Origin of the sequence: Corynebacterium sp. HMSC069E04 (assembly GCF_001813175.1) — a bacterium.
Lineage (GTDB): Bacteria > Actinomycetota > Actinomycetes > Mycobacteriales > Mycobacteriaceae > Corynebacterium > Corynebacterium aurimucosum.
The window spans coordinates 16,722-38,571 of record NZ_KV811665.1; the positions used below are offsets into that span (position 1 = coordinate 16,722).

General features: G+C 61.6%; 19 protein-coding genes. 7 read left to right on the forward strand and 12 right to left on the reverse strand.

Features of this window, described 5'->3' with window-relative positions:
* Nucleotides 1-124 precede the first annotated feature (124 nt).
* From HMPREF2896_RS04730 to HMPREF2896_RS04745, 4 genes are read right to left on the reverse strand one after another with little or no spacing between them, the layout of a single operon-like run.
* A complete protein-coding gene (locus tag HMPREF2896_RS04730) occupies nt 125-1,588 on the reverse strand; it encodes a phospholipase D-like domain-containing protein (RefSeq protein WP_070718125.1) in 1,464 nt (487 codons plus the stop codon).
* Nucleotides 1,589-1,594: 6 nt separating this feature from the next.
* A complete protein-coding gene (locus HMPREF2896_RS04735; RefSeq protein ID WP_070718128.1) occupies nt 1,595-2,404 on the reverse strand; it encodes an exodeoxyribonuclease III in 810 nt (269 codons plus the stop codon).
* 5 nt (nt 2,405-2,409) lie between these two features.
* Entirely contained in the window at nt 2,410-3,408 is a 999-nt protein-coding gene (locus HMPREF2896_RS04740) for an N-acetylglutamate synthase, CG3035 family (RefSeq protein WP_070718130.1), read from the reverse strand.
* Nucleotides 3,408-4,022 carry a peptide deformylase gene (locus tag HMPREF2896_RS04745; protein ID WP_070532411.1) on the reverse strand — a complete coding sequence of 205 codons (615 nt, stop codon included), beginning with the start codon at nt 4,020-4,022 and terminating at the stop codon, nt 3,408-3,410. Before HMPREF2896_RS04745 ends, HMPREF2896_RS04740 begins: the two co-directional genes overlap by 1 nt.
* 16 nt (nt 4,023-4,038) lie before the next feature.
* On the opposite strand from HMPREF2896_RS04745, the gene HMPREF2896_RS04750 reads away from it, so the two are divergent.
* Genes HMPREF2896_RS04750 through HMPREF2896_RS04760 form a run of 3 tightly spaced genes read left to right on the forward strand, consistent with a single transcriptional unit; the run spans nt 4,039 to nt 6,278 of the window.
* Nucleotides 4,039-4,293 carry a DUF3263 domain-containing protein gene (locus HMPREF2896_RS04750; protein ID WP_070718132.1) on the forward strand — a complete coding sequence of 85 codons (255 nt, stop codon included), beginning with the start codon at nt 4,039-4,041 and terminating at the stop codon, nt 4,291-4,293.
* A 26-nt stretch (nt 4,294-4,319) separates the two neighbouring features.
* Nucleotides 4,320-5,084 carry a LytR C-terminal domain-containing protein gene (locus tag HMPREF2896_RS04755; protein ID WP_083311451.1) on the forward strand — a complete coding sequence of 255 codons (765 nt, stop codon included), beginning with the start codon at nt 4,320-4,322 and terminating at the stop codon, nt 5,082-5,084.
* A gap of 48 nt (nt 5,085-5,132) precedes the next feature.
* Nucleotides 5,133-6,278: a glutamate--cysteine ligase gene (locus HMPREF2896_RS04760; protein ID WP_070718137.1), complete on the forward strand. Its 1,146-nt coding sequence runs from the start codon at nt 5,133-5,135 to the stop codon at nt 6,276-6,278.
* Between the two features lie 105 nt (nt 6,279-6,383).
* Here the strand turns inward: HMPREF2896_RS04760 and HMPREF2896_RS04765 are convergent, their stop codons facing one another.
* The 8 genes from HMPREF2896_RS04765 to HMPREF2896_RS04800 all read right to left on the reverse strand — a co-directional run bounded on the left by HMPREF2896_RS04765 (nt 6,384) and on the right by HMPREF2896_RS04800 (nt 15,661).
* Entirely contained in the window at nt 6,384-7,607 is a 1,224-nt protein-coding gene (locus HMPREF2896_RS04765; protein ID WP_070718139.1) for a glycosyltransferase 87 family protein, read from the reverse strand.
* An 88-nt stretch (nt 7,608-7,695) separates the two neighbouring features.
* Nucleotides 7,696-8,076 carry a monovalent cation/H(+) antiporter subunit G gene (locus HMPREF2896_RS04770; RefSeq protein ID WP_070718143.1) on the reverse strand — a complete coding sequence of 127 codons (381 nt, stop codon included), beginning with the start codon at nt 8,074-8,076 and terminating at the stop codon, nt 7,696-7,698.
* The gene (locus HMPREF2896_RS04775) at nt 8,073-8,345 is read right to left on the reverse strand and encodes a monovalent cation/H+ antiporter complex subunit F (protein ID WP_010188770.1); all 273 of its coding nucleotides are present in this window, start codon (nt 8,343-8,345) and stop codon (nt 8,073-8,075) included. Before HMPREF2896_RS04775 ends, HMPREF2896_RS04770 begins: the two co-directional genes overlap by 4 nt.
* Complete coding sequence (locus tag HMPREF2896_RS04780; protein WP_070718146.1) at nt 8,345-8,863, reverse strand: Na+/H+ antiporter subunit E; 519 nt, start codon at nt 8,861-8,863, stop codon at nt 8,345-8,347. The genes HMPREF2896_RS04775 and HMPREF2896_RS04780 overlap by 1 nt, the downstream gene beginning before the upstream one ends.
* A complete protein-coding gene (locus tag HMPREF2896_RS04785; RefSeq protein ID WP_070711587.1) occupies nt 8,860-10,656 on the reverse strand; it encodes a Na+/H+ antiporter subunit D in 1,797 nt (598 codons plus the stop codon). The genes HMPREF2896_RS04780 and HMPREF2896_RS04785 overlap by 4 nt, the downstream gene beginning before the upstream one ends.
* Nucleotides 10,649-11,149, reverse strand: a complete 501-nt coding sequence (locus HMPREF2896_RS04790; RefSeq protein WP_070445823.1) for a Na(+)/H(+) antiporter subunit C — start codon at nt 11,147-11,149, stop codon at nt 10,649-10,651. The genes HMPREF2896_RS04785 and HMPREF2896_RS04790 overlap by 8 nt, the downstream gene beginning before the upstream one ends.
* Entirely contained in the window at nt 11,149-14,064 is a 2,916-nt protein-coding gene (locus HMPREF2896_RS04795; protein WP_070718148.1) for a Na+/H+ antiporter subunit A, read from the reverse strand. Before HMPREF2896_RS04795 ends, HMPREF2896_RS04790 begins: the two co-directional genes overlap by 1 nt.
* Nucleotides 14,065-14,293: 229 nt before the next feature.
* The gene (locus HMPREF2896_RS04800; RefSeq protein ID WP_070718151.1) at nt 14,294-15,661 is read right to left on the reverse strand and encodes a dipeptidase; all 1,368 of its coding nucleotides are present in this window, start codon (nt 15,659-15,661) and stop codon (nt 14,294-14,296) included.
* A 96-nt stretch (nt 15,662-15,757) separates the two neighbouring features.
* Between HMPREF2896_RS04800 and HMPREF2896_RS04805 the strand changes: the two genes are divergently transcribed.
* From HMPREF2896_RS04805 to ppk2, 4 genes are all read left to right on the forward strand, one after another.
* Nucleotides 15,758-17,731: an OPT family oligopeptide transporter gene (locus HMPREF2896_RS04805; protein WP_070718154.1), complete on the forward strand. Its 1,974-nt coding sequence runs from the start codon at nt 15,758-15,760 to the stop codon at nt 17,729-17,731.
* Between the two features lie 257 nt (nt 17,732-17,988).
* Nucleotides 17,989-19,635: a chaperonin GroEL gene (groL, locus tag HMPREF2896_RS04810; protein ID WP_070718157.1), complete on the forward strand. Its 1,647-nt coding sequence runs from the start codon at nt 17,989-17,991 to the stop codon at nt 19,633-19,635.
* 495 nt (nt 19,636-20,130) lie between these two features.
* Nucleotides 20,131-20,313 carry a PorH family porin gene (locus tag HMPREF2896_RS04815; RefSeq protein WP_070445841.1) on the forward strand — a complete coding sequence of 61 codons (183 nt, stop codon included), beginning with the start codon at nt 20,131-20,133 and terminating at the stop codon, nt 20,311-20,313.
* Nucleotides 20,314-20,870: 557 nt separating this feature from the next.
* Entirely contained in the window at nt 20,871-21,770 is a 900-nt protein-coding gene (ppk2, locus tag HMPREF2896_RS04820; RefSeq protein ID WP_070711582.1) for a polyphosphate kinase 2, read from the forward strand.
* Nucleotides 21,771-21,850: the final 80 nt, after the last annotated feature.

The window sequence follows — 21,850 nt, forward strand, 5'->3', positions numbered from 1 at the left end:
GGCGCTAGTTGGCGTTTTTAGGACCAAAAGCGCCTTTTGGTAGACGCCTTCTAGGAGATGCCTTCTGCGTGCTGTTCGGCTCCCTTGGCAATAAGGGAACCACGTGCGGGTCCCCATGCATCCCCTACTGCAGGGCGGAGGTCAGGCGCATGACGTTGTCCACGTAGCGGCGCAGCAGGCCGCGTTCGTTCCACTCCTCGAGGGTGAGCTCGTGGCAGACCTTCTTGTAGTTGCTGGCCAACTGGGTGAAGTCATCGATGAGGTCGCCCTTGGCCACCAACATGGTCGATTCATAGTTGAGGCCGAAGGAGCGCATGTCCATGTTGGAGGAACCAAACATGCACAAGGAGTCGCGCTCCGGCAGGTTCGGGTCCGCAAGAATGAACTTGGAGTGCAGCACGAAGGGCTCGGGGAATTGGAAGATCCGCACGCCAGCCTCCAACAGTGCTTGGTAGTAGGAGGACTGCGCGTGGTTGACCATGAACTGGTCCGCCTTCGCGGACACCAACAACTCCACCTCAACGTCGCGGTAGCATGCGGTGGTGACCGCCTCCAAGAGGGACTCGTCCGGGATGAAGTAGGGCGAGCAGAGAATGAGCTTCTCCTTGGCGTGGTGCACCACCGAATTAAACATGCGCAGGTTGGGTTCCGTGGTGTAACCGGGGCCGGAGGGGACCAACTGGAGGTGGTTGGAGTCGGCCGTCATGGCGTCGTCATAGGGCTGCATATCCAAGGACAGCTGCTCTTCGGATTCCAGGTACCAATCCACCGCGAACACCGAGGCCAAGGACGTCACCACAGGGCCGGTCATCTCGACCATGTAGTCGATCCATGCGCGGTCCTTGGTCTTGTACTCACGCTTGATCATGTTCATCGAGCCCAAGAAGCCCGTGTGGCCGTCAATGACCACGATCTTTCGGTGATTGCGCAAATCCGGGCGACGGAAGCGGCCTTTGTGCAGCTGCAGCGGGAGCATGAGCCGCCAGTCGACGTCAATCTTGGTGAGGCGTTTGCCCAGCGTGAAATAGCCCTTGTACTTCAAACTGCCGATCTGGTCTAGCAGCAGCTTGACCTCCACGCCGCGCTTTCGGGCGCGCGCGAGGGACTGGAAGAAGACATCGGTCACCTCATCCCAGGACTGGATGTAGATCTCAATGAGCACGTATTTCTCAGCACGGTCGACGGCCTGAGCCATGGCCAGGATGGCTTCCTCATAGGAGGCGTGCAGGCCTTTGTTGTGCCCAATGAGAGCTGGGTGGCCGGTGAGGTTGCGATTGAGCTGGATGAGGGATTCCACCTCCGGGGAGAGGCGGCCCGAGGGGTGGTTGGGGGTGGAGGCGGTGACGTCGCTAAGCAGCGCGTTGGCCTCCTGCTGGATGCGGTGGCGCCGGCGGTTGATATAGGGCGAGCCCATGAGCAAGAACAACGGCAGCCCCACGATGGGCAGCACAAGAATGGCCAACAGCCAGGCAGTGGAGCTGGAGGGGCGGCGGCCCTCGGGGACTACGCCGATGGCGATGATTTTGATGCCGTAATCAATAAGCAGCAGTACAAACTGCCAGACGGAGAGATCGATGTTGAGGTTCATGGCAGGCTAGCACACCGATGCGAAATCGGGGACATCGAAATCCGCGATCAGTGGAACGTGGTCGGAGGTCTTGTCGCCGGCGCGTTCAACCATGTCCACCTGCGCTCCTTGGACGAGGCGTGCGAGCGGATCGCTGGCCAGTTGGAAATCGATGCGCATGCCCTCGTTCTTCTGGAAGCGCAGGGACTTGTAATCAAAGTAGGTCCAGCGCTCCTCCTTAGTGAAGCGGCGGGTGACTTCCACCAGCCCGGCCTCCTCCAGCATCTGGAAGGCGGCGCGCTCCGGCTCGGTGACGTGCGTCTTGCCGCGGAAGAGCGACATATCCCAGACATCCTCATCCCGCGGCGCGATGTTGAAGTCACCCGTGAGCAAGAGTTTCGACTGCGCCCGAGTCGCCGCATAGCGCGCCAAAGAGTAGAGGAAGTCCAGTTTGTAGTCGAAGTGCCGGTCCGTGATGTCGCGCCCGTTGGGAACGTAGAGGGACCACATCTCAATCCCGCGGATGCGGGCTGATAGCGCCCGGGCCTCGCGCGCCTGCTCCTTGGCAGGGTCCTTGTGGAACCCAGGCTGACCGGGGAAGAAGGTCTGGATCTCTTCCGGCTCCTCCTTCGACAGGATGGCCACGCCATTCCATTGATTGAGGCCGTGGCAGGTGACGTGGTAGCCGGCCTCCTCAAAAGGCTCGCGGGGGAACTTCGCATCCGCCACCTTGGTTTCTTGCAGGCAGAGCACGTCGATGTCGTGCTTGGCCAGAAGATCCACCGCGCGCTGCGCGCGGGTGCGAACGGAGTTGATGTTCCAGGTAGCGATGCGCATGTGGTTTAGGGTACTTGAGGCAGGCGGCGGGCGTAACGGTGGCGGTGCTGCTCGAGGAAGCCGAGCTTCTCGTAGAGGCGAATTCCCGCCGTATTATGAGCCACGACCTGCAGGTAGGCCTTCTCCGCTCCCTGTGCCTTGCCCCAGGCCAGCATGTGCGCGCCCAGCGCGGTGCCCAGGCCCTTGCGGCGCCAGCCTTCGGCCACCTCCACGGCGGAGTAACCCAGCCACACGGTGCCGTCCCCGGATTCGGTGAGCGTGCCGCGCGTGATCGCGATGGTCTCACCAGCAGGGGAAAGGAGGCGTCCGAAGCCCATCGTGCCCTCAATGTGGCTTCGCAGGTACTCCAAAGCTAAAGGCGGCAAAGCTTGACCGCGGAAGTGATAGAGGTCGAGCCACTCGGAATCAGGCTGCTCGTCGATGCGGAAGTTGACGTCGCTCGGTGCTGGGAGATCCGCCAAATCGCGCACCATCACTAGGATTTCCGGCTCGAGCTCCCAGACTTTGGGTTCGGCCGCCACGAGCTTTTCTGCGGAGGCGCCGATGCGCTCCGGGATGGCCAAGCGCACAGGAAGATCGTGGCGCGCATAAAACGCGTCGATCTCCTCCATCGGTACCGGCAGAAATCCCGCGGAAGGGCCCAGCGGAATCGCGGAGTTTGAGCGGCCTGTCACGCCATCACCCGCGCGCAGGAGCCACTGGCCATCAGACGTCCACGTGTGCTCCTTGCCGGGGAAGGCGGCCGCGGTGGCCACCTCGACGGCGCGGATATCGGAATTGCGGACCGTGCGCGGGGAGAGGCGCTTAATGATCTTGAGCTGCTCCGGTGGGATCTCCACCGCGTCGAGCGAAGAGGGGTAGCCGCCCACCTCCTGTGGACGGATGACCAGCGGCTCGACGCTGAGCACGTGGCCGATGACATCGCTGTGCACGCCGCCGAAATCGCGCCGGGCCACCACGCGCTCGCCCACCTGGACGGCATCGGAGCGGAAGATGCGGGACATTAGTCCTCGTGCCCGAAGGGGTCTTCGTCCTCGCCCGGAACCCAGGTGAGGCCGGCCTCGGTCCAGCCGTTGCGCTTAATGGCCTTCTTGGCTTGGCGCTTGTAGCGGCCGGTAAGCACGTCGGTGTAGACGAAGCCGTCGAGGTGGCCGGTTTCGTGCTGCAGCATGCGCGCGAAGAAGCCATAGCCCTCGATGGAGATGTCCTCGCCCTTTTCATTCTTGCCGGTCACGCGGGCCCAGTCAGCGCGGCCGGTGGGGAAGCCCTCGCCCGGAACGGAGAGGCAGCCTTCGTCCTCGGAGCCGTCGTCAGCCGGCATGGTCTCCGGGATCTCGGAGGTTTCCAGCACCGGGTTGATGACGCAGCCGCGGCGCATGCCGCCGTCGGGAAGCTCGGTGCCATCCGGCCCGTCGGTGTCGGGGCAGTGGTAGACAAAGAGGCGCTTGTTCACGCCGATCTGGTTTGCGGCCAGGCCAACTCCGTGTGCGGCATCCATGGTTTCGTGCATGTCTGCGATGAGCTCCTGCAGCTCGGGGGAGTCGATGGGCTCGGTGACCGGCTCGGTGGGGTTGTGGAGGACCGGGTCGCCGTGGATAACGATGGGACGAATAGTCATGGCATACAGTCTAAGCATGCACTCCCTGTCAGACCTAGACGCCGCGATTTTGGACTTCGAGGCCCACGCCCCGCGCGATATCGGCGCCAAGGAGGAGGCCATCCGTGCGCAGCTGGACATTACTCCGGTGCGCTACCACCAACGCCTTAACGTGCTCCTTGATAACCCCGCCGCGCATGCTTCCTACCCGTTGTTGGTGACGCGTTTGCGCCGGCTTCGCGACGCCCGCGAGGACGTCCGGCGCGCCGCACACGACAATGCACCGGACTGAGGCCCATAGATACTAGAGTTGCCAGTGTGACTAATGTGAATCCGGAAAACTCTGCCTCGTCCGCTGACCGCGCGCGCCACGCCGCCGATTCCGATTCGGCTGCCGCCGCCCCGGCCTCCGCTAGCAAGCTCCCGCTGCGTGGTGTTGCCATGGTGCTCATCGCCGTGGCCGTCATGCTCGGCATGTGGGCTCTTTACGCCATGACCTCGGATGGTTCCGAGGACACCGCGCAGGATGCGCCCGCCAACGACGCCGCCGTCTCCGGTCCCGCCACCGGTGGCGTTGAAGGCGATGCTGCTACCGGCGGTGCGGAGGGCGAAGCCGACAAGAACAAGGACGCCGCCGAGCACGAGCGCCCGGCTGATGCCGACGCCGACTCGGAGAACGCTGACCAGGCCGGCGCGGAGCGCAAGGAGAACCGCGAAGAGAACGCTGAGGCGGGCGCCGCCGTAGGCAACTCTGACCGCCCGCAGGCGGAGATCCCCGTCAACGTTTTCAACAACTCCGGCCGCGCCAACTACGCCGCTGACGAGGCAGAGCGCCTCAAGACCGAAAAATTCAAGGTGGCCGAGGTAGGCAACATCAGCGGCGACGTCCTCGTCGCACCGCAGACCACCATCTTCTTCCCGCAGGGTGATGCGGCGGCCGAGAACCTGGCCAAGGAAGTCGCCGCCCAGTACTACGGCGGCAATGTTCCGGCGGAAGCCATTGCGCCTTACCCGGCCGAGCTGACCGGGGATTACACCAAGGGCGATGCCGTCGTCGTGGTCCTCGCCGTTCCCCAGGCCTAGGGAATAAAAACTTATTAAATTCACCCTGTTGGTGGATAGGATGAATGGGTGAATATTCCGGAAGAGAACTTCGCCCGCTCGCCTGAGCCCACGCTGGGCGTGGAGTGGGAAGTCGCCCTCGTTGACCCAGTGACCTGGGATCTCGTGCCGCGTGGTGCGGAGCTTATCGACGTTGTCCGCGCCTCCCACCCCTCCGTGCACCTGGAAAAGGAATTCCTCCAGAACACGGTGGAGCTGGTGACCGGGGTATGCCGGACTGTGCCGGAGGCGATGGGGGACTTGCAGACGTCGCTCAGCGCAGTGCGTGAAGCGGCCAATTCCATGGATGTGCGCCTGTGGGCCTCGGGCGGGCACCCCTTCACGGACTTCCGGAAGAACCCGGTTTCCTCCAAGGAGAGCTACTCCGAAATCATTAACCGCACCCAGTACTGGGGCCAGCAGATGCTGCTGTGGGGCACGCACGTGCACGTCGGCATCAGCCATGAGGAACGCGTGTGGCCCATCATCAATGCGCTGATGACGAAGTACCCCCACCTGCTGGCCATTTCCGCCTGCTCGCCGGGGTGGGAGGGGCTCGATACCGGTTACGCCTCCAACCGCACGATGCTTTACCAGCAGCTGCCTACCGCGGGCATGCCTTACCAGTTTGAGAACTGGGAGCAGTGGAAGTCCTACATGCGGGACCAGGCCATTTCGGGGGTCATCAACCACACCGGCTCGATGCACTTCGACGTCCGCCCGGCCTCGAAGTGGGGAACGGTGGAGGTGCGCATTTCCGATGCCGCCTCCAACCTCCGCGAGCTCTCCGCCATCGTGGCGCTCACGCACTGCCTGGTGGTGCACTATGACCGCATGATCGATGCGGGCGAAAAGCTGCCAACCCTCCAGCCGTGGCACGTGGCGGAGAACAAGTGGCGCGGTGCGCGCTATGGCATGGACGCGCTGGTCATCACCTCGCGCGAGACCGATGAGCGCTGGATCAAAGATGAGCTGGCGGATCTGTTGGTGGAGCTGACCCCGCTCTCAGAAGAACTAGGCTGTGCCCGGGAGCTGCAGCTGGTGCAGGAGATCATCGATTCTGGTGCGGGCTATGAGCGCCAGCGCCGCTTGTATGAGGAGACCGGCAGCTGGCAGAAGGTGGTCAAGGCCACCGCGGATGAGATGGAGCAGCTCCTGCCGCTCGCTGAGGGCTAAGCCCTAGGGGGCGAAGGTACAGATTGGTAAATAAGCCTTGTAGAACACGAGTTTTCGAGCCACTATTTACGAAAACGTACCTTGTCAAGACCTGGCGAACCGCCCCTAGCTCTTCTCCACGGCACGCTTGCGCGGCGCGACGAAGCCCCACACGGCGTAGACGGCGATAAAGACGATGCAAGACAGCGTCCACAGCGAGGTCGCCCACGGCTGGAAGGATTCGATCGCGTCGAGGTTGGCCGTGGACATGGTGAACCACACCGGGACCGACATGAAGGGCAGTGACACCACGAACAGGGCCGCCACGGAGGCAAGGCCGGCGAGCTGCTCGCCGAACTTCCCGGATAGCCGAGCAGTTAGCGCCTGGTTGACTGATACGAAGACCATGACCACGAAGGGGATGGTCCACACGAAGTGGTGGTACCAGGAGAAGGGGGAGACCAAGCAGGTGCTCAGGCCCGTTAGCGCGAAGGCCGCGGTACGGTTGCCGCGCAGGTATGCGGTGCGCAGCGCCAGGCAGGTAAGCGCGAAGACCACGATGACCGCCAACAGCCACCAGATGCCGCCATCGATGCCGAGCTCGCGGAACATAAGCGAGCGCAGCGACTTTGCTCCGGGGTTGGCATGCTCGCCCACGCGGGAAGAATTGAACATGGCATCGGTCCAGAAATCCATCGCGTCCGGCACGAAGAGGAAGCCAAGGACCACCGTGACCAAGAAAGTGATGACCGCCCCCGCGGCGGCCCACCAGCGCTTCTCAAAGAGCAAAGCCAACCCCATATAGGCCGGGGTCAGCTTGATGCCCGCGGCCAGTCCAATTCCTACGCCCGGCAGGCGGCGCTTAAGCGGCAGGAAATCCAAGGCCACGAGCAGCATCAAGAAGACGTTGACCTGCCCGTAGTACAGCGACCCGTGCATCGCCTCATTCGCCGGGGTGAGCGCGGTGAGCAGCACGGCGACGAGTACCGCGGCCGGGGTCATCTTCACGCCCCGCTCGCGGAAGATCATGACGACGATCGCCAGCACCGCTAGGAACATGAGCGAGGGCCAGATAATGGTCAGCGCACCCTTGCTGAAGAAGGGCAAAACCTTGAACAGCAGGCCCGCGAACGGCGGGTAGGTGAAGGGGAATTGGAAGATATAGGGGGCGTCGTAAAGCAGGCCGCCCGCGTTGAGGTCCTCGCCCGCCATGCGGTAGATGGAGAGGTCGAAGGGGAGGATGTAGGTGAAGGAGTGGGGTCCATCGTATTGGCTGAACTTGTACACCATCACAGCGATGCCCAGTGCGAGGACAGCGCATATCGTTGGTACGCCTTGCAGCTTCTTCACGTCGACTCTCCTCGAATGAGCACCTATTATTGCCTTTTGCAGCCTATATTAATGCTCCCTCATTTCCTGGGAGAAGGGGCCCGTGTCCTTACTTTCGGCGCAGGGAACGCGCGGCGGGGGACTCGTTGCGCAGCATCGAATCCGGCGTGCCGTACAGGCCCTCGCGGCGAGCGATACGCGTGGTTCTTTGTGCGGTCACCGGGCTGGTGATCATGGCGAAAAGGACAAGCAGCACCAGGATACCCAAGTCGCCGCGCTCAGCCACGCTGAAGCTTTCCGAACCCGTCACCTTGATGATGGCGCCCAGAATGGTGAAGATGAGCCCCGTGGTCTGTGGTTTAGCGATGGCATGCACGCGCGCCATCGTGTCCCCAAACCGTGCCACTCCAATCGCGGCCGCCAAAATGAGTATCGAGCCGACGAGGATGAGGATGATGGAGAGGACATCGGCAATCAGTGCGTAACTCATGAATCCCTCTTCCTGAAGCGAGTAACGGAGACCGTCGAAATGAATCCGAGGAGCGCCACGACCAGCATCGCGTTGGAGACTGTGGTGTCCAAGGTCCAACAGATATAGGTGGCCAGGGCGCATTGGAACATGGCCACGAGCCCGTCCATGGCGATGAGCCGGTCGAGCGAGTTGGGGCCGATGACGATGCGCCACGTGGTGATGAGGAAGGCCACCACGAGGAAGCCCGCGGCCACAGTGAGCAGGATGTTATACACGTCAGTATCCATCAGGGGTGGCTCCTTTCGAAGATGGCAATCATATCGGCTTCCAGCTTGCACACCGCCGCGATCTCCCGCTCCAAGTGTTCCTCAGAGTCAGCGTTGAGGAGATGGATGGTGAGCATGCGGTTGGCAATATCGATATCGGACACCGTGCCGCCCGGCTGCAGGTTATACAAGCTCACCGCCAGCGCGAGAACGAACTCGTTCTCCACGCGCATCGGCAACTTCACAATTGCGGTCTTCGGCACTTCCTGCGGGCGCACCGCCAGCCAGCCAACCTTGAGGGAAGCTTCCATTAGCTCCACAAACCACTGCGCCATGAAGATGAAAAGCTTGCCCCAGCTCACCGAAATTCCTGCCACGGGCATGGCCGGCAGCGGTAGCGCGAAGACGATGAACAGGCTGGCAAGCAGCCCGCCTGCCAGGTTCGCCACGGTGACTTCGCCCATGAGCATGCACCACATGACGATGATCCACACCATGAACCAGGGCCGGAAGCGGTGCTTAATCCCGGCAAATCTCATCGCGATACCTCCTTTTCATCCTTGCGCACGGTGGTGGGCAGAGCGGGCGTGGCGCTTGGCGACGTCCTCGTTGTCGGCGCCACCGGCTCCGGATCCGGGATGGGCTCGCTCCGGTTCTTGCGGGAATCCGCGCCCTCCTCGTAGCGCTCGGCGGGGTCTAGGTGGCGCGTCGGGGCCTCGGCGGAATCACCCAGCACGGCATAACGGTAGATGGAATCATCCTGCGCCGAGGTGGCCGCGCGGGTGGTGACACCGGAGATGGGGCCCGCCAGGAAGGACATCGACACCGAGGCGATGACGAGTAGGGACGTGGAGGCCAGCATGCCGAAGGGCACGCGGCCGACATCATCGCGATCTGCCAGTTCGACGTATTCGGTGACCTCGCCCAGCGGGGAAGGACGCACCATGGCGAGGTTGCCCTCGGGGGCATCGCCGCGGTCACGCAGGAAGCCCTTGGCCCAGACGAGCACCATGACATACAAGGTGAGCAGGGAGGTGACCACCGCGCCGCCGATGAGGACCCAGGACATCCACGAGCCCTCGTTCGCGCCGGCTTGGAGCAGCATGATTTTGCCCAGGAAGCCGGAGAAGGGAGGGATGCCACCCAGGTTCATGGCTGGGATGAAGTACAAGATGGCGATGAGCGGTGCGGTGTAGATCAGCGAGCCCAAGCGCCGCAGCGAGGAGGTACCGGCTTGGCGCTCGATGAGGCCCACGACCAAGAAGAGCGCAGTCTGCACCAGAATGTGGTGCACGGCGTAGAAGATGGCGCCTGACAATCCCTGCGCGGTTCCGAGGGCAACGCCGAAGATCATATAGCCGATGTGGCTGACCAGCGTGAAGGACAGCAATCGCTTGATATCCGATTGGGCGATAGCACCCAAAATACCCACGAGCATCGTGGCCAGCGCGACCCACATGAGCAGGCCATCCAGCCCTCCATCGGTGAAGATTGAGGTACGCGCGCGAATGATGGCGTAGACACCAACTTTGGTGAGCAGGCCCGCGAAGACCGCGGTGACGAGGGAAGGTGCGGTGGGGTAGGAGTCCGGCAGCCAGGCATCCAACGGGAAGACGGCCGCCTTAATGCCAAAGGCAATGAGCAGCACGGCGAACACTGCGGAGCGGGTGCCCGCCGGGATATCCTCCATCCGGATGCCAATCTGGGCCATGTTCATCGTGCCCACCGTGGCGTAGATATAAGCCAAGGCCAGTACGAAGATGAGCGAGGAGGCCATGGAGACCATGACGTAGCCCACGCCGGCCCGCACGCGCGCGGGCGAGGCGCCGAGGGTCAGCAGCACATAGGAGGCCACGAGGAAGATTTCGAAGCCCACGTAGAGGTTGAACAAGTCACCGGCCAGGAAGGACACGTTCACGCCCATGGTTAGCAACATGTAGGTGGGCAGGAAGGTCGCCACCGGCTCGTCCTTAGTGCCGTCGCGCACGCCCTGTGAAATGGCGTACCACATGACGGAGAACAGGACGACGGAGGAGGTAAAGAGCATGACCGTGGACAAACGGTCCGCCACCAGCGTGATGCCCACTGGGGCGTCCCAGCCGCCCACCTGCAGGGTTTGAATGCCGGTGGTATCCGCGATGAAAATCAGAGCGGCATTCACGGTGGCGAGCGTGAGCAGGGAGAAGAAAGCGATGCGGCGCTGCGCATTGGCATTGCGTGCACAAAGCATCGCTAGCGCGGCAGCCAAGGCCGGGATGATGATCGGCAGGGGGATCAGGTAGCTGATATAGGGCAGCAGCAGATCCACCAGGGGTGAGATGGTCTCACTCATCGGTGGCCTCCTTCACGGGAGCCTCGAAGAATTCGGGGCCAAATTTATCGCCTTCCTTGGTGTTGCGGCCGGTGGTCGGGTCATTGGAGGCGTCATGGTCGGGGGCAGCCGAGGCGTTGCCCGGACGTGAGGCAATCGCGGCGATGGCGGCGTCCTCGGTGTCATCCTCAATCACGTCCGCGGTGCGGTAGCGATATTGGCGGTAGGCCAAGGTGAGGATAAAGCCAGTCAGTGCCATCGAAATGACGATGGCCGTGAGGATCATCGCCTGGGCCAGTGGATCGGCGATGTCCTCGCCATAGGGCAAGGAGGTCCGGCCGTCGATTGGCGGTGAGCCCGCCTTGCCGCCAGCCATGAGCATGAAGAGGTTCGCGCCATTGCCCAGCAGCAAGATGCCGAGCAGCATCTTGGTCATGGCGCGGTCTAGCAATAAGTACACCCCGGCGCCGCAGAGCACGCCCGCAGCGAGCAGGAGCATGAGGTTGGCATCCATTAGGCGTGTCCTTTCTCTGCGGTGGCAGTGGTTTCTTTCTCTTTCGCCCGGCGTGACAGGGAACGGGCGCGGTCGCGGGCGCGCTGCTTACGCATCTCTTCTTCCTCATCGAGCTTGGCACCCAAGGAAGACAAGACATAGAGCGTGAGACCGACGACGATGAGGTAGACACCGGCGTCGAAAATGAGCGCCGACGGCAAGGAAACATCACCGATGAGCGGTACGCCGATCTTCGTGTACCCAGAGGTCAGTGGTGGATAGCCCAGGAGCATCGGGGTGATGACGGCGCTGAGGGAGAACAGCAGGCCTACCGCCATGGTGCGGCCGCCGTCGAGTGGCAGCGCCTCTTCGAGCTCCTCGCGGCCGCCAGCTAGGTAGCGCAGAATCAGCGCCAAGGCTGCCACGAGGCCGCCAGCAAAACCGCCGCCAGGGGCGTTGTGGCCGCCGAAGAAGAAGTACAGGGACAGCACCATCATCGAGGGGAAGAGAATACGGGTGCTCACGTCCACCATGAGCGAGCGGTTGAGCGCCTTCTCCGATTCCACGCCTGCAGCCAGCCAGCGGCGCCCAGTGACCTGCAAGGTCGGGCGGCGGGAGGCGCGGGTAAAGCTTTGCGTGCGGAAAATTAACGAGGCAATACCCGTTGCGGCAATGACGAGCACCGTGATCTCGCCAAAGGTATCCCACGCACGCAGGTCCACGAGCAGGACGTTGACCGTGTTGGCGCCGTGGCCAATCTCCTTGGCCAACTCCGGCATGTACTGCGAGATGGGTTCCTCGCGCCGGGCGTTGATAGCGAACATACCGATCACGGTGACGGCCAGGCCCACGCCGACTGCCAGCCAAGCGCGCAAGCGACCGGTTTTGGGATCCTGCTTCCACTCGGTATTGGCAGGCATGCGGCGCAGTACCAGCATGAAGAGCACCATGATGATGGTCTCCACAAGCAGCTGCGTCAGTGCCAAATCCGGCGCGCCCTGTAGCGCGAAGATGAAAGACAAGGCGTAGCCGGTCACGCCGACGAGGATGACGCCCGAGAGGCGGTTATCCAGCACGGTGGCTGCGACAGCGGCGATGATGATGATCACCGCAGCGATGGCCTGCCAAGGGTTCTCAGCCACGATCATGTGCACGTTGGTGATATCACCGTTGATGAGCATGACGATGGGCAGCACCATGAGCGTAGCGAAAATGACCGTGAGGTTGAACTGCAGCGAACCGCGCTGGGTGGAGGCGGTGATGCGCAGGGAGAGCTGGCGTAGGGCGTTGATCACGGCGTCGTAGGAATCATCTGCCGAGCCCAGGGCCGGGTAGGTGAACTGGGCCTTCGTGAGCGCCTGGCGCTGCCAGTGCAGGAGGAAACCGGCGGGGACAATGACCACGGAAAGCAGCAGCGCGATGGTGAAGCCATGCCATAGGGCTAGTTCGGAAGCCTGCTCCGTCCCAAAAGTGTTGTCCAGGTGCTGCGTGATGCCGTGGGATAGCGGCAGCGGCCGCAGGCCAAAGAAGATGGTGAGCAAGGTCAGCACCGTCGGCGGGATCCACAGGAAGGGGCCGATGTGGTGCATGTGTGCCACTGCCTCCGAAGGCTCTTCCTGCCCCTTGGAGGAGAACGCACCCCACAAGAAGCGCAGGGCATAGGCCATCGTCAACGCGGAGCCGACGACGACGGCAACGAGTAGCATGTTGCGCGGCATGCCGACGAGCAGCTCCTCGCCCATGATGGCTACCAGCGTGGCTTCCTTGGACACGAAGCCCAGCAGCGGTGGAATACCCGCCATGGACATCGCGGGGAGGATAGCTAGGACATACAGCGCGGGGTTCTTCCTGCCCAGGCCCGCAAGCTTGTCGATGTCCCTCGTCCCCGTCGAATGGTCGATAGCACCGACGATCATGAAGAGCGCTGCCTTGAAGAGGGAATGCGCGAAAGTTAGCGCCAGTCCTGCCTGCATGGCCTCGCGGGATCCGATGGCGATGATGGCGGTGATAAAGCCCAGCTGTGAGACGGTGCCATAAGCCAAAACCAGCTTCAGGTCACGCTGCTTGAGCGCCATCCAGCCGCCGAGCAGCATGGTGAAGGCGCCCAGGGGGATGACCACGAGGTGCCAGGTAGGAATGTCATGCACCGAGGGAGCGAGGCGCGCGACGAGGTAGATACCGGCCTTCACCATCGCTGCGGAGTGCAGGTAAGCCGAAACTGGGGTCGGCGCGGCCATGGCGCCGGGCAGCCAGAAGTGGGCCGGGGCGATGGCGGACTTGGAGAGCGCACCGCAGAGAATCAGCACGATCGCCACGGTGAGGTAGGGGGTGTTGGCGAGGTCTTCGGTGGCGGCGATACCGCTGAAAGACCACGCGCCGGTCTGGCGGCCGAGGAGGGTGATACCGACCAGCATGGCGAGGCCGCCCAGAACGGTCACCATGAGCGCCTGTTGCGCTGATCGACGCGACGAGGCGCGCTCGCCGTAATAGCTCACCAAGAGGAAAGACAGCAGGGAGGTGATTTCCCAAAAGACGTAGAGCAGCAGGAAATTATCGGAAATGACCAGGCCATACATGGCCGTGGCAAAGCCCACCATCTGGCCACCAAAGAGGGCGAGGCGCCGCCGAGGATGGTCGAAATAACCCCAGCAATAAAGCAAGACCAGCGCGCCTACGCCCAGGATGATGAGGCTGAATAACGCAGAAAGCGCATCCATGCGGAAGCTGATATTGAGGTGCGCCGCTGGCATCCAGTTGAGGTCATAAGCCAGCTGGTTTCCGTTGCGTAGCGTGCCAGTAGTGAGCTGCTGGAGTACCCAGAAGAAGCCGACCGCAGGGGCGATTGCCAAGAGCCCGAAGGCGCGGCGGCCAAGGTAGAAAATGAGGAATGGAGCGGCGATGGATGCTACGACCAAGGCGCAAAAGAGAGTGAGCACGAGGTTGCGGTGGCGTCCTTTCCTTGTCGGGGGACTGGGTTAAACCCACCGCGCTGGCGGGCGTTCACTAATGCTCACGATACAGTCTGAAATCCCAGTTTTCACATTTTCGTTTCATACAGTTATATATGCGTCTCCTGTTGGCGTTCCGCCACCTCGCCAACCGCCTAGCTCAGGAGAAGGGAGACCAACGCCCGGCGGATCTTGTGGCTGGGCGTTGGGCTGGTGCCTAGGCGAAGCGCTGGAGGAAGAGTGCTTCAGCGATGGCGATCTTTTCAATTTCGCTCGGGTCGACCGACTCATTGGCGGAGTGGATGGTGCACTGCGGCTCCTCGACGCCAAAGAGCGCGATCTCGGCATTCGGGTGCTTCTCCTGCAGCTCCACGGTCAGCGGGATGGATCCGCCCATGCCCTGGGTGATGGTCTCGGCCCCGAAAGCCTCGCCGAGGCACTCGCCGAGCAGAGCCACGGCGGGCTTTGCCGGATCGGTTTCGAATCCCAGGTTGGCCTCCAGGATGGTGACCTCGATGTGTGCGCCCCACGGGACGTGCTTCTTCAGGTGCTCGGCCACGGCCTCCGCGGTGGCGCGGGGATCCATGGTGGCGGGGGTGCGCAGGTTGATATTGGCCTCAGCGGTAGCGGGCACGGCGTTGACGGCCTCGGCCACCGGGGTGGAGGTAAAGCCGGTGACGGTAATCGCCGGGCGGGCCCAAATCATATCCGCGATGGCGGTGGCACCGGCCGGGTCCTTCGCGCCCATGACCTCGGTGCCCTCAAGCATCTGCGCGTCGGCGCGGAAGTTCTCCTCGCTGTAAGCGGTGTCCTGGCCCTCGGCCAGCGGCCAGGTGCCCTCGCAATCGACGCCGTCGATAGTCGTGCGGCCATACTCATCCGTCAGGGAATCCAGCGCGCGCATGAGCGCCTTGACGGCGTCGGGAGCCGCGCCGCCGAACTGGCCGGAGTGCACAGCCGAGTGGAGGGTGGAGACCTTGACGTTGATCTGCGAGCCGCCGCGCAGGGAGGTCGTCAGCGTCGGCACACCCACCTTGGCGTTGCCGGCATCGGCGATGAGGATGGCGTCGGCAGCAAAGAGCTCCGGGCGCTCCTCGATGAGTGCGGACAGGCCCTCGCCGCCGCGTTCCTCAGAACCCTCAATAAGCACGGTGAGGTTGAGGTCGGTTCCACCGTGAGCGTCGAGCGCACGCAGCGCCGCCAGGTGCATGGCGACGTTACCCTTGCAGTCCGCGGCGCCGCGGCCGTACCAGCGGCCATCGCGCTCAGTCAGAGTGAAAGGATCGGAGTCCCAGGCCTCCGGGTTGCCGGCGGGCACGACATCATAGTGCGAGTAGAGCAGCACCGTCTTCGCGCCCTCCTTGCCGGGGCGCTTGGCGACGATCGCCGTGGAACCATCAGCGGTGGTGATGGCTTCGGGGGTGAAGTTGGCGGCGGCAAGCGCGGCGTGAACCCACTCCGCTGCCTTCGCGGTCTGGTCTTCTAGACCTGGTTCGTTGTGGACGGAATTGAAGGAAACGAGCTCCTTGAGCTGCTGGAAAATGGTGTCGCGGTCGTTGGTTACAAACTCAGAAATCTTGGTCATGCTCTCCAACCTACCCGTATCCCCGAATCGGTCTATCGACAAGTAGGGAGTAATATATTCCCGGTTCTAGTCCATATTGTTTAGAAAGGACCTGACATGGCGACGACGACCGCCGAAGGTTCCCAGTCCACGCTCCGCGAGCTCACGCTGCGCGGCATTATTATCGGTGGACTCATCACTCTGATCTTTACCGCCGCCAATGTGTATCTCGGCCTCAAAGTAGGCCTGACATTTGCCACGTCCATTCCTGCCGCTGTGATTTCCATGGCGGTGCTGCGCCGCTTTGCCGGGCACAACGTCAAAGAGAACAACATTGTGCAGACCATCGCGTCAGCGGCCGGTACCTTGTCCGCCATCATCTTCGTGCTCCCGGGCCTGGTGATGGTGGGCTATTGGCAGGGTTTTTCCTTCGTTGATACCGCCGCGGTGTGCGCCATCGGTGGTGTACTCGGCGTGATGTACTCCATCCCGCTGCGCCGCGCGCTGGTGACAGGCTCGGACCTGCCCTACCCGGAGGGCGTGGCCGCGGCCGAGGTCCTCAAGGTGGGTGATAGCTCCGGTGAAGACGGTGAGGCCGCCCACGAGGAGAACGCGAAGGGCTTGCGTGTCATCGTCTTCGGCGGCATCCTCTCCGCGTTCATGGCTTTGCTTGCAGCAATGAAGGCAGCTGCTTCTGAGGTTGCCACCTACTTCAAATTCGGCTCGGGCGCGACGACGCTGGGCACCTCCCTCTCGCTGGCGCTGGTCGGCGTGGGCCACCTTGTCGGACTGGCCGTCGGTATCGCCATGCTCGTCGGCGTGGTCATTTCCTACCTCATCCTGCTACCCATCCTCACCGGTGGTGAGGGGCTGGGCGATCCGGCCGCCATCATGGAGACCGTCGATACGGTCTTCTCCGATAGGATCCGCTTCATCGGCGTGGGCACCATGGCCATCGCTGCCGTGTGGACGCTGATCAAGATCACCGGCCCGATTGCCAAGGGCATGGCTGAATCTTTCGCCTCCTCCCGTGAGCGCAAGGGCGGCCAGCAAGTGGCTGTGGAGGAGCGCGATATCCCGGCGCCCTATGTCATTGGCACCATCCTTGTCCTGATGTTTCCGATTGGACTGCTGCTGTGGAACTTCGTGCGTGACACCGACATCCACGAGCACATGGGCGTGCTCATCACGGTCTCCGTGCTCTTTACCTTGTTGGTGGGCCTCGTTATCGCGTCGGTGTGTGGCTACATGGCTGGCCTTATCGGTGCGTCTAACTCGCCGATTTCCTCCATTGGCATTATCGCGGTCATCGCCGCTGCGCTGCTGATTGCCGCCGTCACCCGCGGTACGGACGCGGAGCCGCTCTCGCTGGTGGCTTATACGCTGTTTACCGCGGCTATTGTCTTCGGCATCGCGACCATTTCTAATGACAACCTGCAAGACCTCAAGACTGGTCAGCTGGTTGGCGCAACGCCATGGAAGCAGCAGGTAGCGCTCATCATTGGCGTCCTTTTCGGTTCCCTGGTGATTCCGCCGATTCTCCAGGTCATGCTCACCGGCTTTGGTTTCCAGGGCATGGAGGGCGCCGGCGAGGATGCGCTGGCTGCACCGCAGGCTGCGCTGATGTCCTCGGTGGCCTCCGGTATCTTTGATAGCTCTCTGCCATGGGATCTTATCGGTCTGGGCGCGGCCATTGGTGCCGTCATCATCATTGTGGACGAGTGCCTGCGCCACTTCACCGACAAGTACTCCTTGTCCCCGCTGGCTGTGGGCATGGGCATGTACCTGCCGGCGGCGATCACCATCGTGGTGCCGATTGGCGCTATCTTGGGCTACTTCTACAACCGTTGGGCGGCACGCCAGTCCAAGCCGGACTTTGTCAAGCGCATGGGTACGTTGCTGGCCACCGGCCTCATCGTGGGCGAGTCCCTCTTCGGCGTGGTCAACGCCGGCATTATCGCGGCCTCGGCCGGCGACTCCCCGCTGGAGATCTTCGAGGGCGGCACGGCAGCCAAGTTCATCGGCGTCATCCTCTTCATTGGCGGTATCGCCGCGGCTTATAAGTGGACGGCGAAGAAAGCTGCTTCTTAAGACAGCGTGATTGGTTCTTTTTAGCGGGCGGTGCGAAAGCACCGCCCGTTCGCTTATAGCGTTCGTGTTGAACCTTGCAGTCGGTAGGCCTGAGTGCCAGAATGGTCGCTAGCACTTCCACATGGCAAGTGCCAGAAATAAACAGAGTCATCTATGTGGTTGGGGCTGGAGAACACTCGCCAGCCGTGCCGTCGCGGGCGTCCGTCATAGATCAGACGTGAGTGTCGTCCTCAACAAAGCTTAAGGAGCACAAACACATGGCAAAGATTATTGCCTTCGATGAAGAGGCACGTCGCGGCCTCGAGCGTGGTCTCAACACGCTTGCCGATGCCGTCAAGGTCACCCTCGGCCCCAAGGGCCGCAACGTCGTCCTGGAGAAGTCCTGGGGCGCCCCGACCATTACCAACGACGGTGTCTCCATCGCGCGCGAGATCGAGCTCGAGGACCCGTACGAGAAGATCGGCGCTGAGCTGGTTAAGGAAGTAGCTAAGAAGACTGATGACGTCGCCGGTGACGGCACCACCACCGCTACCGTTCTGGCACAGGCTCTCGTGCGTGAGGGCCTGCGCAACGTAGCCGCTGGTTCCAACCCGATGGGTATTAAGCGCGGCATTGAGGCCGCCACCAAGAAGGTTGTTGACTCCCTGCTCTCCTCCGCAAAGGAAGTAGAGACCCAGGAAGAGATCGCCACCACTGCAGGTATCTCCGCCGCTGACCCGGCAATCGGCGAGAAGATCGCCGAGGCTATGTACACCGTGGGCAACGGCTCCGTGAACAAGGATTCCGTTATCACCGTTGAGGAGTCCAACACCTTCGGCGTTGACCTTGAGGTCACTGAAGGTATGCGCTTCGACAAGGGCTACATCTCTGGCTACTTCGCTACCGATATGGAGCGCCAGGAGGCAGTCCTCGAGGATCCGTACATCCTGCTGGTCTCCTCCAAGGTCTCCAACATCAAGGACCTTGTCCCGCTGCTGGAGAAGGTTATGCAGACCGGCAAGCCGTTGCTGATTATCGCTGAGGATGTTGAGGGCGAGGCCCTGTCCACCCTCGTGGTCAACAAGATCCGTGGCACCTTCAAGTCCGTTGCTGTGAAGGCTCCGGGCTTCGGTGACCGCCGTAAGGCCACCCTGCAAGACATGGCTATCCTCACCGGCGGCCAGGTCATCTCCGAGGAGGTTGGCCTGTCCCTCGAGACCGCCGAGATCGAGTACCTCGGCCAGGCACGCAAGGTGGTTGTGACCAAGGATGAGACCACCATCGTTCAGGGTGCTGGTTCCCAGGAGCAGATCGACGGCCGTATCAAGCAGATTCGTGCCGAGATTGAGAACTCCGACTCTGACTACGACCGCGAGAAGCTGCAGGAGCGCCTGGCCAAGCTGGCCGGCGGCGTGGCAGTCCTTAAGGTTGGTGCCGCTACTGAGGTTGAGCTCAAGGAGCGCAAGCACCGCATCGAGGATGCTGTGCGCAACGCTAAGGCTGCTGTTGAGGAGGGCATCGTCGCCGGTGGTGGCGTGGCTCTGCTGCAGGCAGCTGAGGTCCTGGATTCCCTCTCCGACCTCACCGGTGACGAGGCAACCGGCGTCAAGATTGTCCGCGAGGCGCTGTCTGCTCCGCTGAAGCAGATTGCTCAGAACGCTGGTCTGGAGCCGGGCGTTGTCGCTGACAAGGTCTCCTCCCTGCCGGCTGGCCAGGGTCTCAACGCCGCTTCTGGCGAGTACGTGGACCTGATGGCTGCGGGTATTAACGACCCAGTCAAGGTCACCCGCTCCGCGCTGCAGAACGCTGCGTCCATCGCAGCCTTGTTCCTGACCACCGAGGCGGTTGTGGCTGATAAGCCGGAGCCGGCCGGTGCAGGCGCAGGCATGCCGGACGCTGACGCAATGGGCGGTATGGGCTTCTAGTCCTTAGCCTCCCGGTCTGAAGCGCATTGCGACTTCAGGTCCTAACAAATTACGAGCTCCCCACGGTTGACCGTGGGGAGCTTTCTTCCTCTTGAGACACTTTTGTGTCCTTATAGCACCCCGAATAGGGGTAATTCGGGGTGCTCCTGCGAAAAATATTTCGCGAGTTTACTCTGTAAAGCAAGCCTATGAATCGTGGTTCAGGGAGCTAACGTTACGTTCTGAGGAAGATTTCTTAAGCCTTCATTTCGAGCGCTACCTATTTCTGCAGATAGGCGCGTTGTTGCAGGCTGGGTTAATAGAAGATGAATTAATAACCTGAAAAGTGACTCTGATTGTCAAAGCGCTTTGCGCGAAAAATCACCCACGAATTCACTTGCAATGTTTCAGTGGTGTGCCAAAATAGTTCCTTGTGACGCCCGCTGAGGGTGTCTGCAAAACCGCAAACCCCCTCCGGGCAATCTCTTTACCCGGACTTCACAAGAGGAGACCACAATGGATCTTTCTTTCATCGGTGACCAGCTCGGTAACTTCGCTACCTTCGCTGACGGCATCAAGAAGCTCTTCACCGGCTTCGCTGGCGTCTTCGACGCTATCTCCGGCGCTGCTCAGCAGGGTGACTCCTTCGTTGTTAAGCCGAACACCGACGCTCTCGAGGCTCTGTCCTCCAAGAAGTAAACTAGCTTCCCTTTAGGGCAGCACTAAACACACACTTTCAATTCCAAGGAGATTTCAAATGGGTACCCTTTCTTCCTCCGGCATCATCGGCCTCCTGCTCAACATTTTCTACAACCTGGGCGACATGGCTTCCGGCGCTTCCAAGCTGATCGGCCTGCTCTAAAAAGCACGCTGCTCACGCAGTACTAAGCGCTAACCCCCGCTGACCCATTTGGGCAGCGGGGTTTCGCATTTCCAAAATTCGCCGTCGGACGGACGCCCAGGGCTGGGCAGCCGGACCGAGCCCGGCTAGCACGGTGGCATGGTACGTTGTCGCAAATAAGCTCCCAAAATCAGGCGGTTTCATGAGCTTGCGTGCGAGAACGTACCAACGTGTACGCGCGGCGGGTACGAAACGATCATTTAAGCCCCCAGATCTTCGATTTTCGGGGGCACTAATGGTTAGAAACGTACATTCTGGGCGGATGCTGCCGCCCATCGGGCATACGGGGGTAAATCACGCAGCTACAACTTCTTTTATCACGCCAGATGTCTGCTTCCTAGATAGAATTAAAGGTATGGCTGACATTAAAGACGACGAACTCCCCGAGATCGACCTTGCGCAGACCGACGGCTACGTCGTCGATGACTCTGATGAAGATGATCCCTCGCTGATTATGCCGGATGGCTCGCCTGTCGAGACTTGGCGCGAGAACTACCCGTACGAGGAGCGCATGACGCGCGATGAGTACGAATCCATTAAGCGTGCCCTGCAGATTGAGCTGCTGAAATGGCAGAACTGGACGAAGGAAACCGGCCAGCGCCACATTATCCTCTTCGAGGGCCGCGATGCCGCGGGTAAGGGCGGCACCATTAAGCGTTTCAACGAGCACCTCAACCCGCGTGGTGCGCGCACCGTGGCGCTGGAGAAGCCTTCCCCGCGCGAGTCCACGTCGTGGTACTTCCAGCGCTATATTCAGCACTTCCCGTCCGGTGGTGAAATCGTTTTCTTCGACCGCTCCTGGTACAACCGCTCCGGTGTGGAGCGCGTCATGGGCTTCTGCACAGAGTCCCAGCACGCAGAGTTCCTGCGCGAGGTGCCGATGCTGGAGAACATGATTCTCGGCTCTGGCATTTCGCTGACTAAGCTATGGTTCTCCGTGACTCGCAAGGAACAGCGCACTCGCTTCGCTATTCGCCAGATTGACCCCGTCCGTCAGTGGAAGCTTTCGCCCATGGACCTAGCGTCCTTGGATAAGTGGGATGATTACACCCGCGCCAAGGAGGAGCAGTTCCGCTACACCGATACGGAAGAGTCTCCGTGGATCACCATTAAATCCAACGACAAGAAGCGTGCCCGCATCAACGCGATGCGCTACGTGCTCTCCAAGTTTGAGTACACCAACAAGGACCACGAGCTCGTTGACCAGGTGGATGACAAGATTGTCAAGCGCGGTCGCGACCAGATCGGTGACTAATCACGGCACCCCGACCGCTCATTAGCGAGTCAGGCATAAAAGGAGGCGGCAGGTAAACCTGCCGCCTCCTTTATTTTTTT

Coding starts and splice junctions, on each gene's coding strand:
- HMPREF2896_RS04815 (WP_070445841.1), top strand. CDS start 20,131: ATGGATCTTTCTTTCATCGGTGACCAGCTCGGTAACTTCGCTACCTTC.
- groL (WP_070718157.1), top strand. CDS start 17,989: ATGGCAAAGATTATTGCCTTCGATGAAGAGGCACGTCGCGGCCTCGAG.
- HMPREF2896_RS04735 (WP_070718128.1), bottom strand. CDS start 2,404: ATGCGCATCGCTACCTGGAACATCAACTCCGTTCGCACCCGCGCGCAG.
- HMPREF2896_RS04780 (WP_070718146.1), bottom strand. CDS start 8,863: ATGAGATTTGCCGGGATTAAGCACCGCTTCCGGCCCTGGTTCATGGTG.
- ppk2 (WP_070711582.1), top strand. CDS start 20,871: ATGGCTGACATTAAAGACGACGAACTCCCCGAGATCGACCTTGCGCAG.
- HMPREF2896_RS04750 (WP_070718132.1), top strand. CDS start 4,039: ATGCACTCCCTGTCAGACCTAGACGCCGCGATTTTGGACTTCGAGGCC.
- HMPREF2896_RS04775 (WP_010188770.1), bottom strand. CDS start 8,345: ATGGATACTGACGTGTATAACATCCTGCTCACTGTGGCCGCGGGCTTC.
- HMPREF2896_RS04790 (WP_070445823.1), bottom strand. CDS start 11,149: ATGGATGCCAACCTCATGCTCCTGCTCGCTGCGGGCGTGCTCTGCGGC.
- HMPREF2896_RS04730 (WP_070718125.1), bottom strand. CDS start 1,588: ATGAACCTCAACATCGATCTCTCCGTCTGGCAGTTTGTACTGCTGCTT.
- HMPREF2896_RS04805 (WP_070718154.1), top strand. CDS start 15,758: ATGGCGACGACGACCGCCGAAGGTTCCCAGTCCACGCTCCGCGAGCTC.
- HMPREF2896_RS04800 (WP_070718151.1), bottom strand. CDS start 15,661: ATGACCAAGATTTCTGAGTTTGTAACCAACGACCGCGACACCATTTTC.
- HMPREF2896_RS04785 (WP_070711587.1), bottom strand. CDS start 10,656: ATGAGTGAGACCATCTCACCCCTGGTGGATCTGCTGCTGCCCTATATC.
- HMPREF2896_RS04745 (WP_070532411.1), bottom strand. CDS start 4,022: ATGACTATTCGTCCCATCGTTATCCACGGCGACCCGGTCCTCCACAAC.
- HMPREF2896_RS04740 (WP_070718130.1), bottom strand. CDS start 3,408: ATGTCCCGCATCTTCCGCTCCGATGCCGTCCAGGTGGGCGAGCGCGTG.
- HMPREF2896_RS04770 (WP_070718143.1), bottom strand. CDS start 8,076: ATGAGTTACGCACTGATTGCCGATGTCCTCTCCATCATCCTCATCCTC.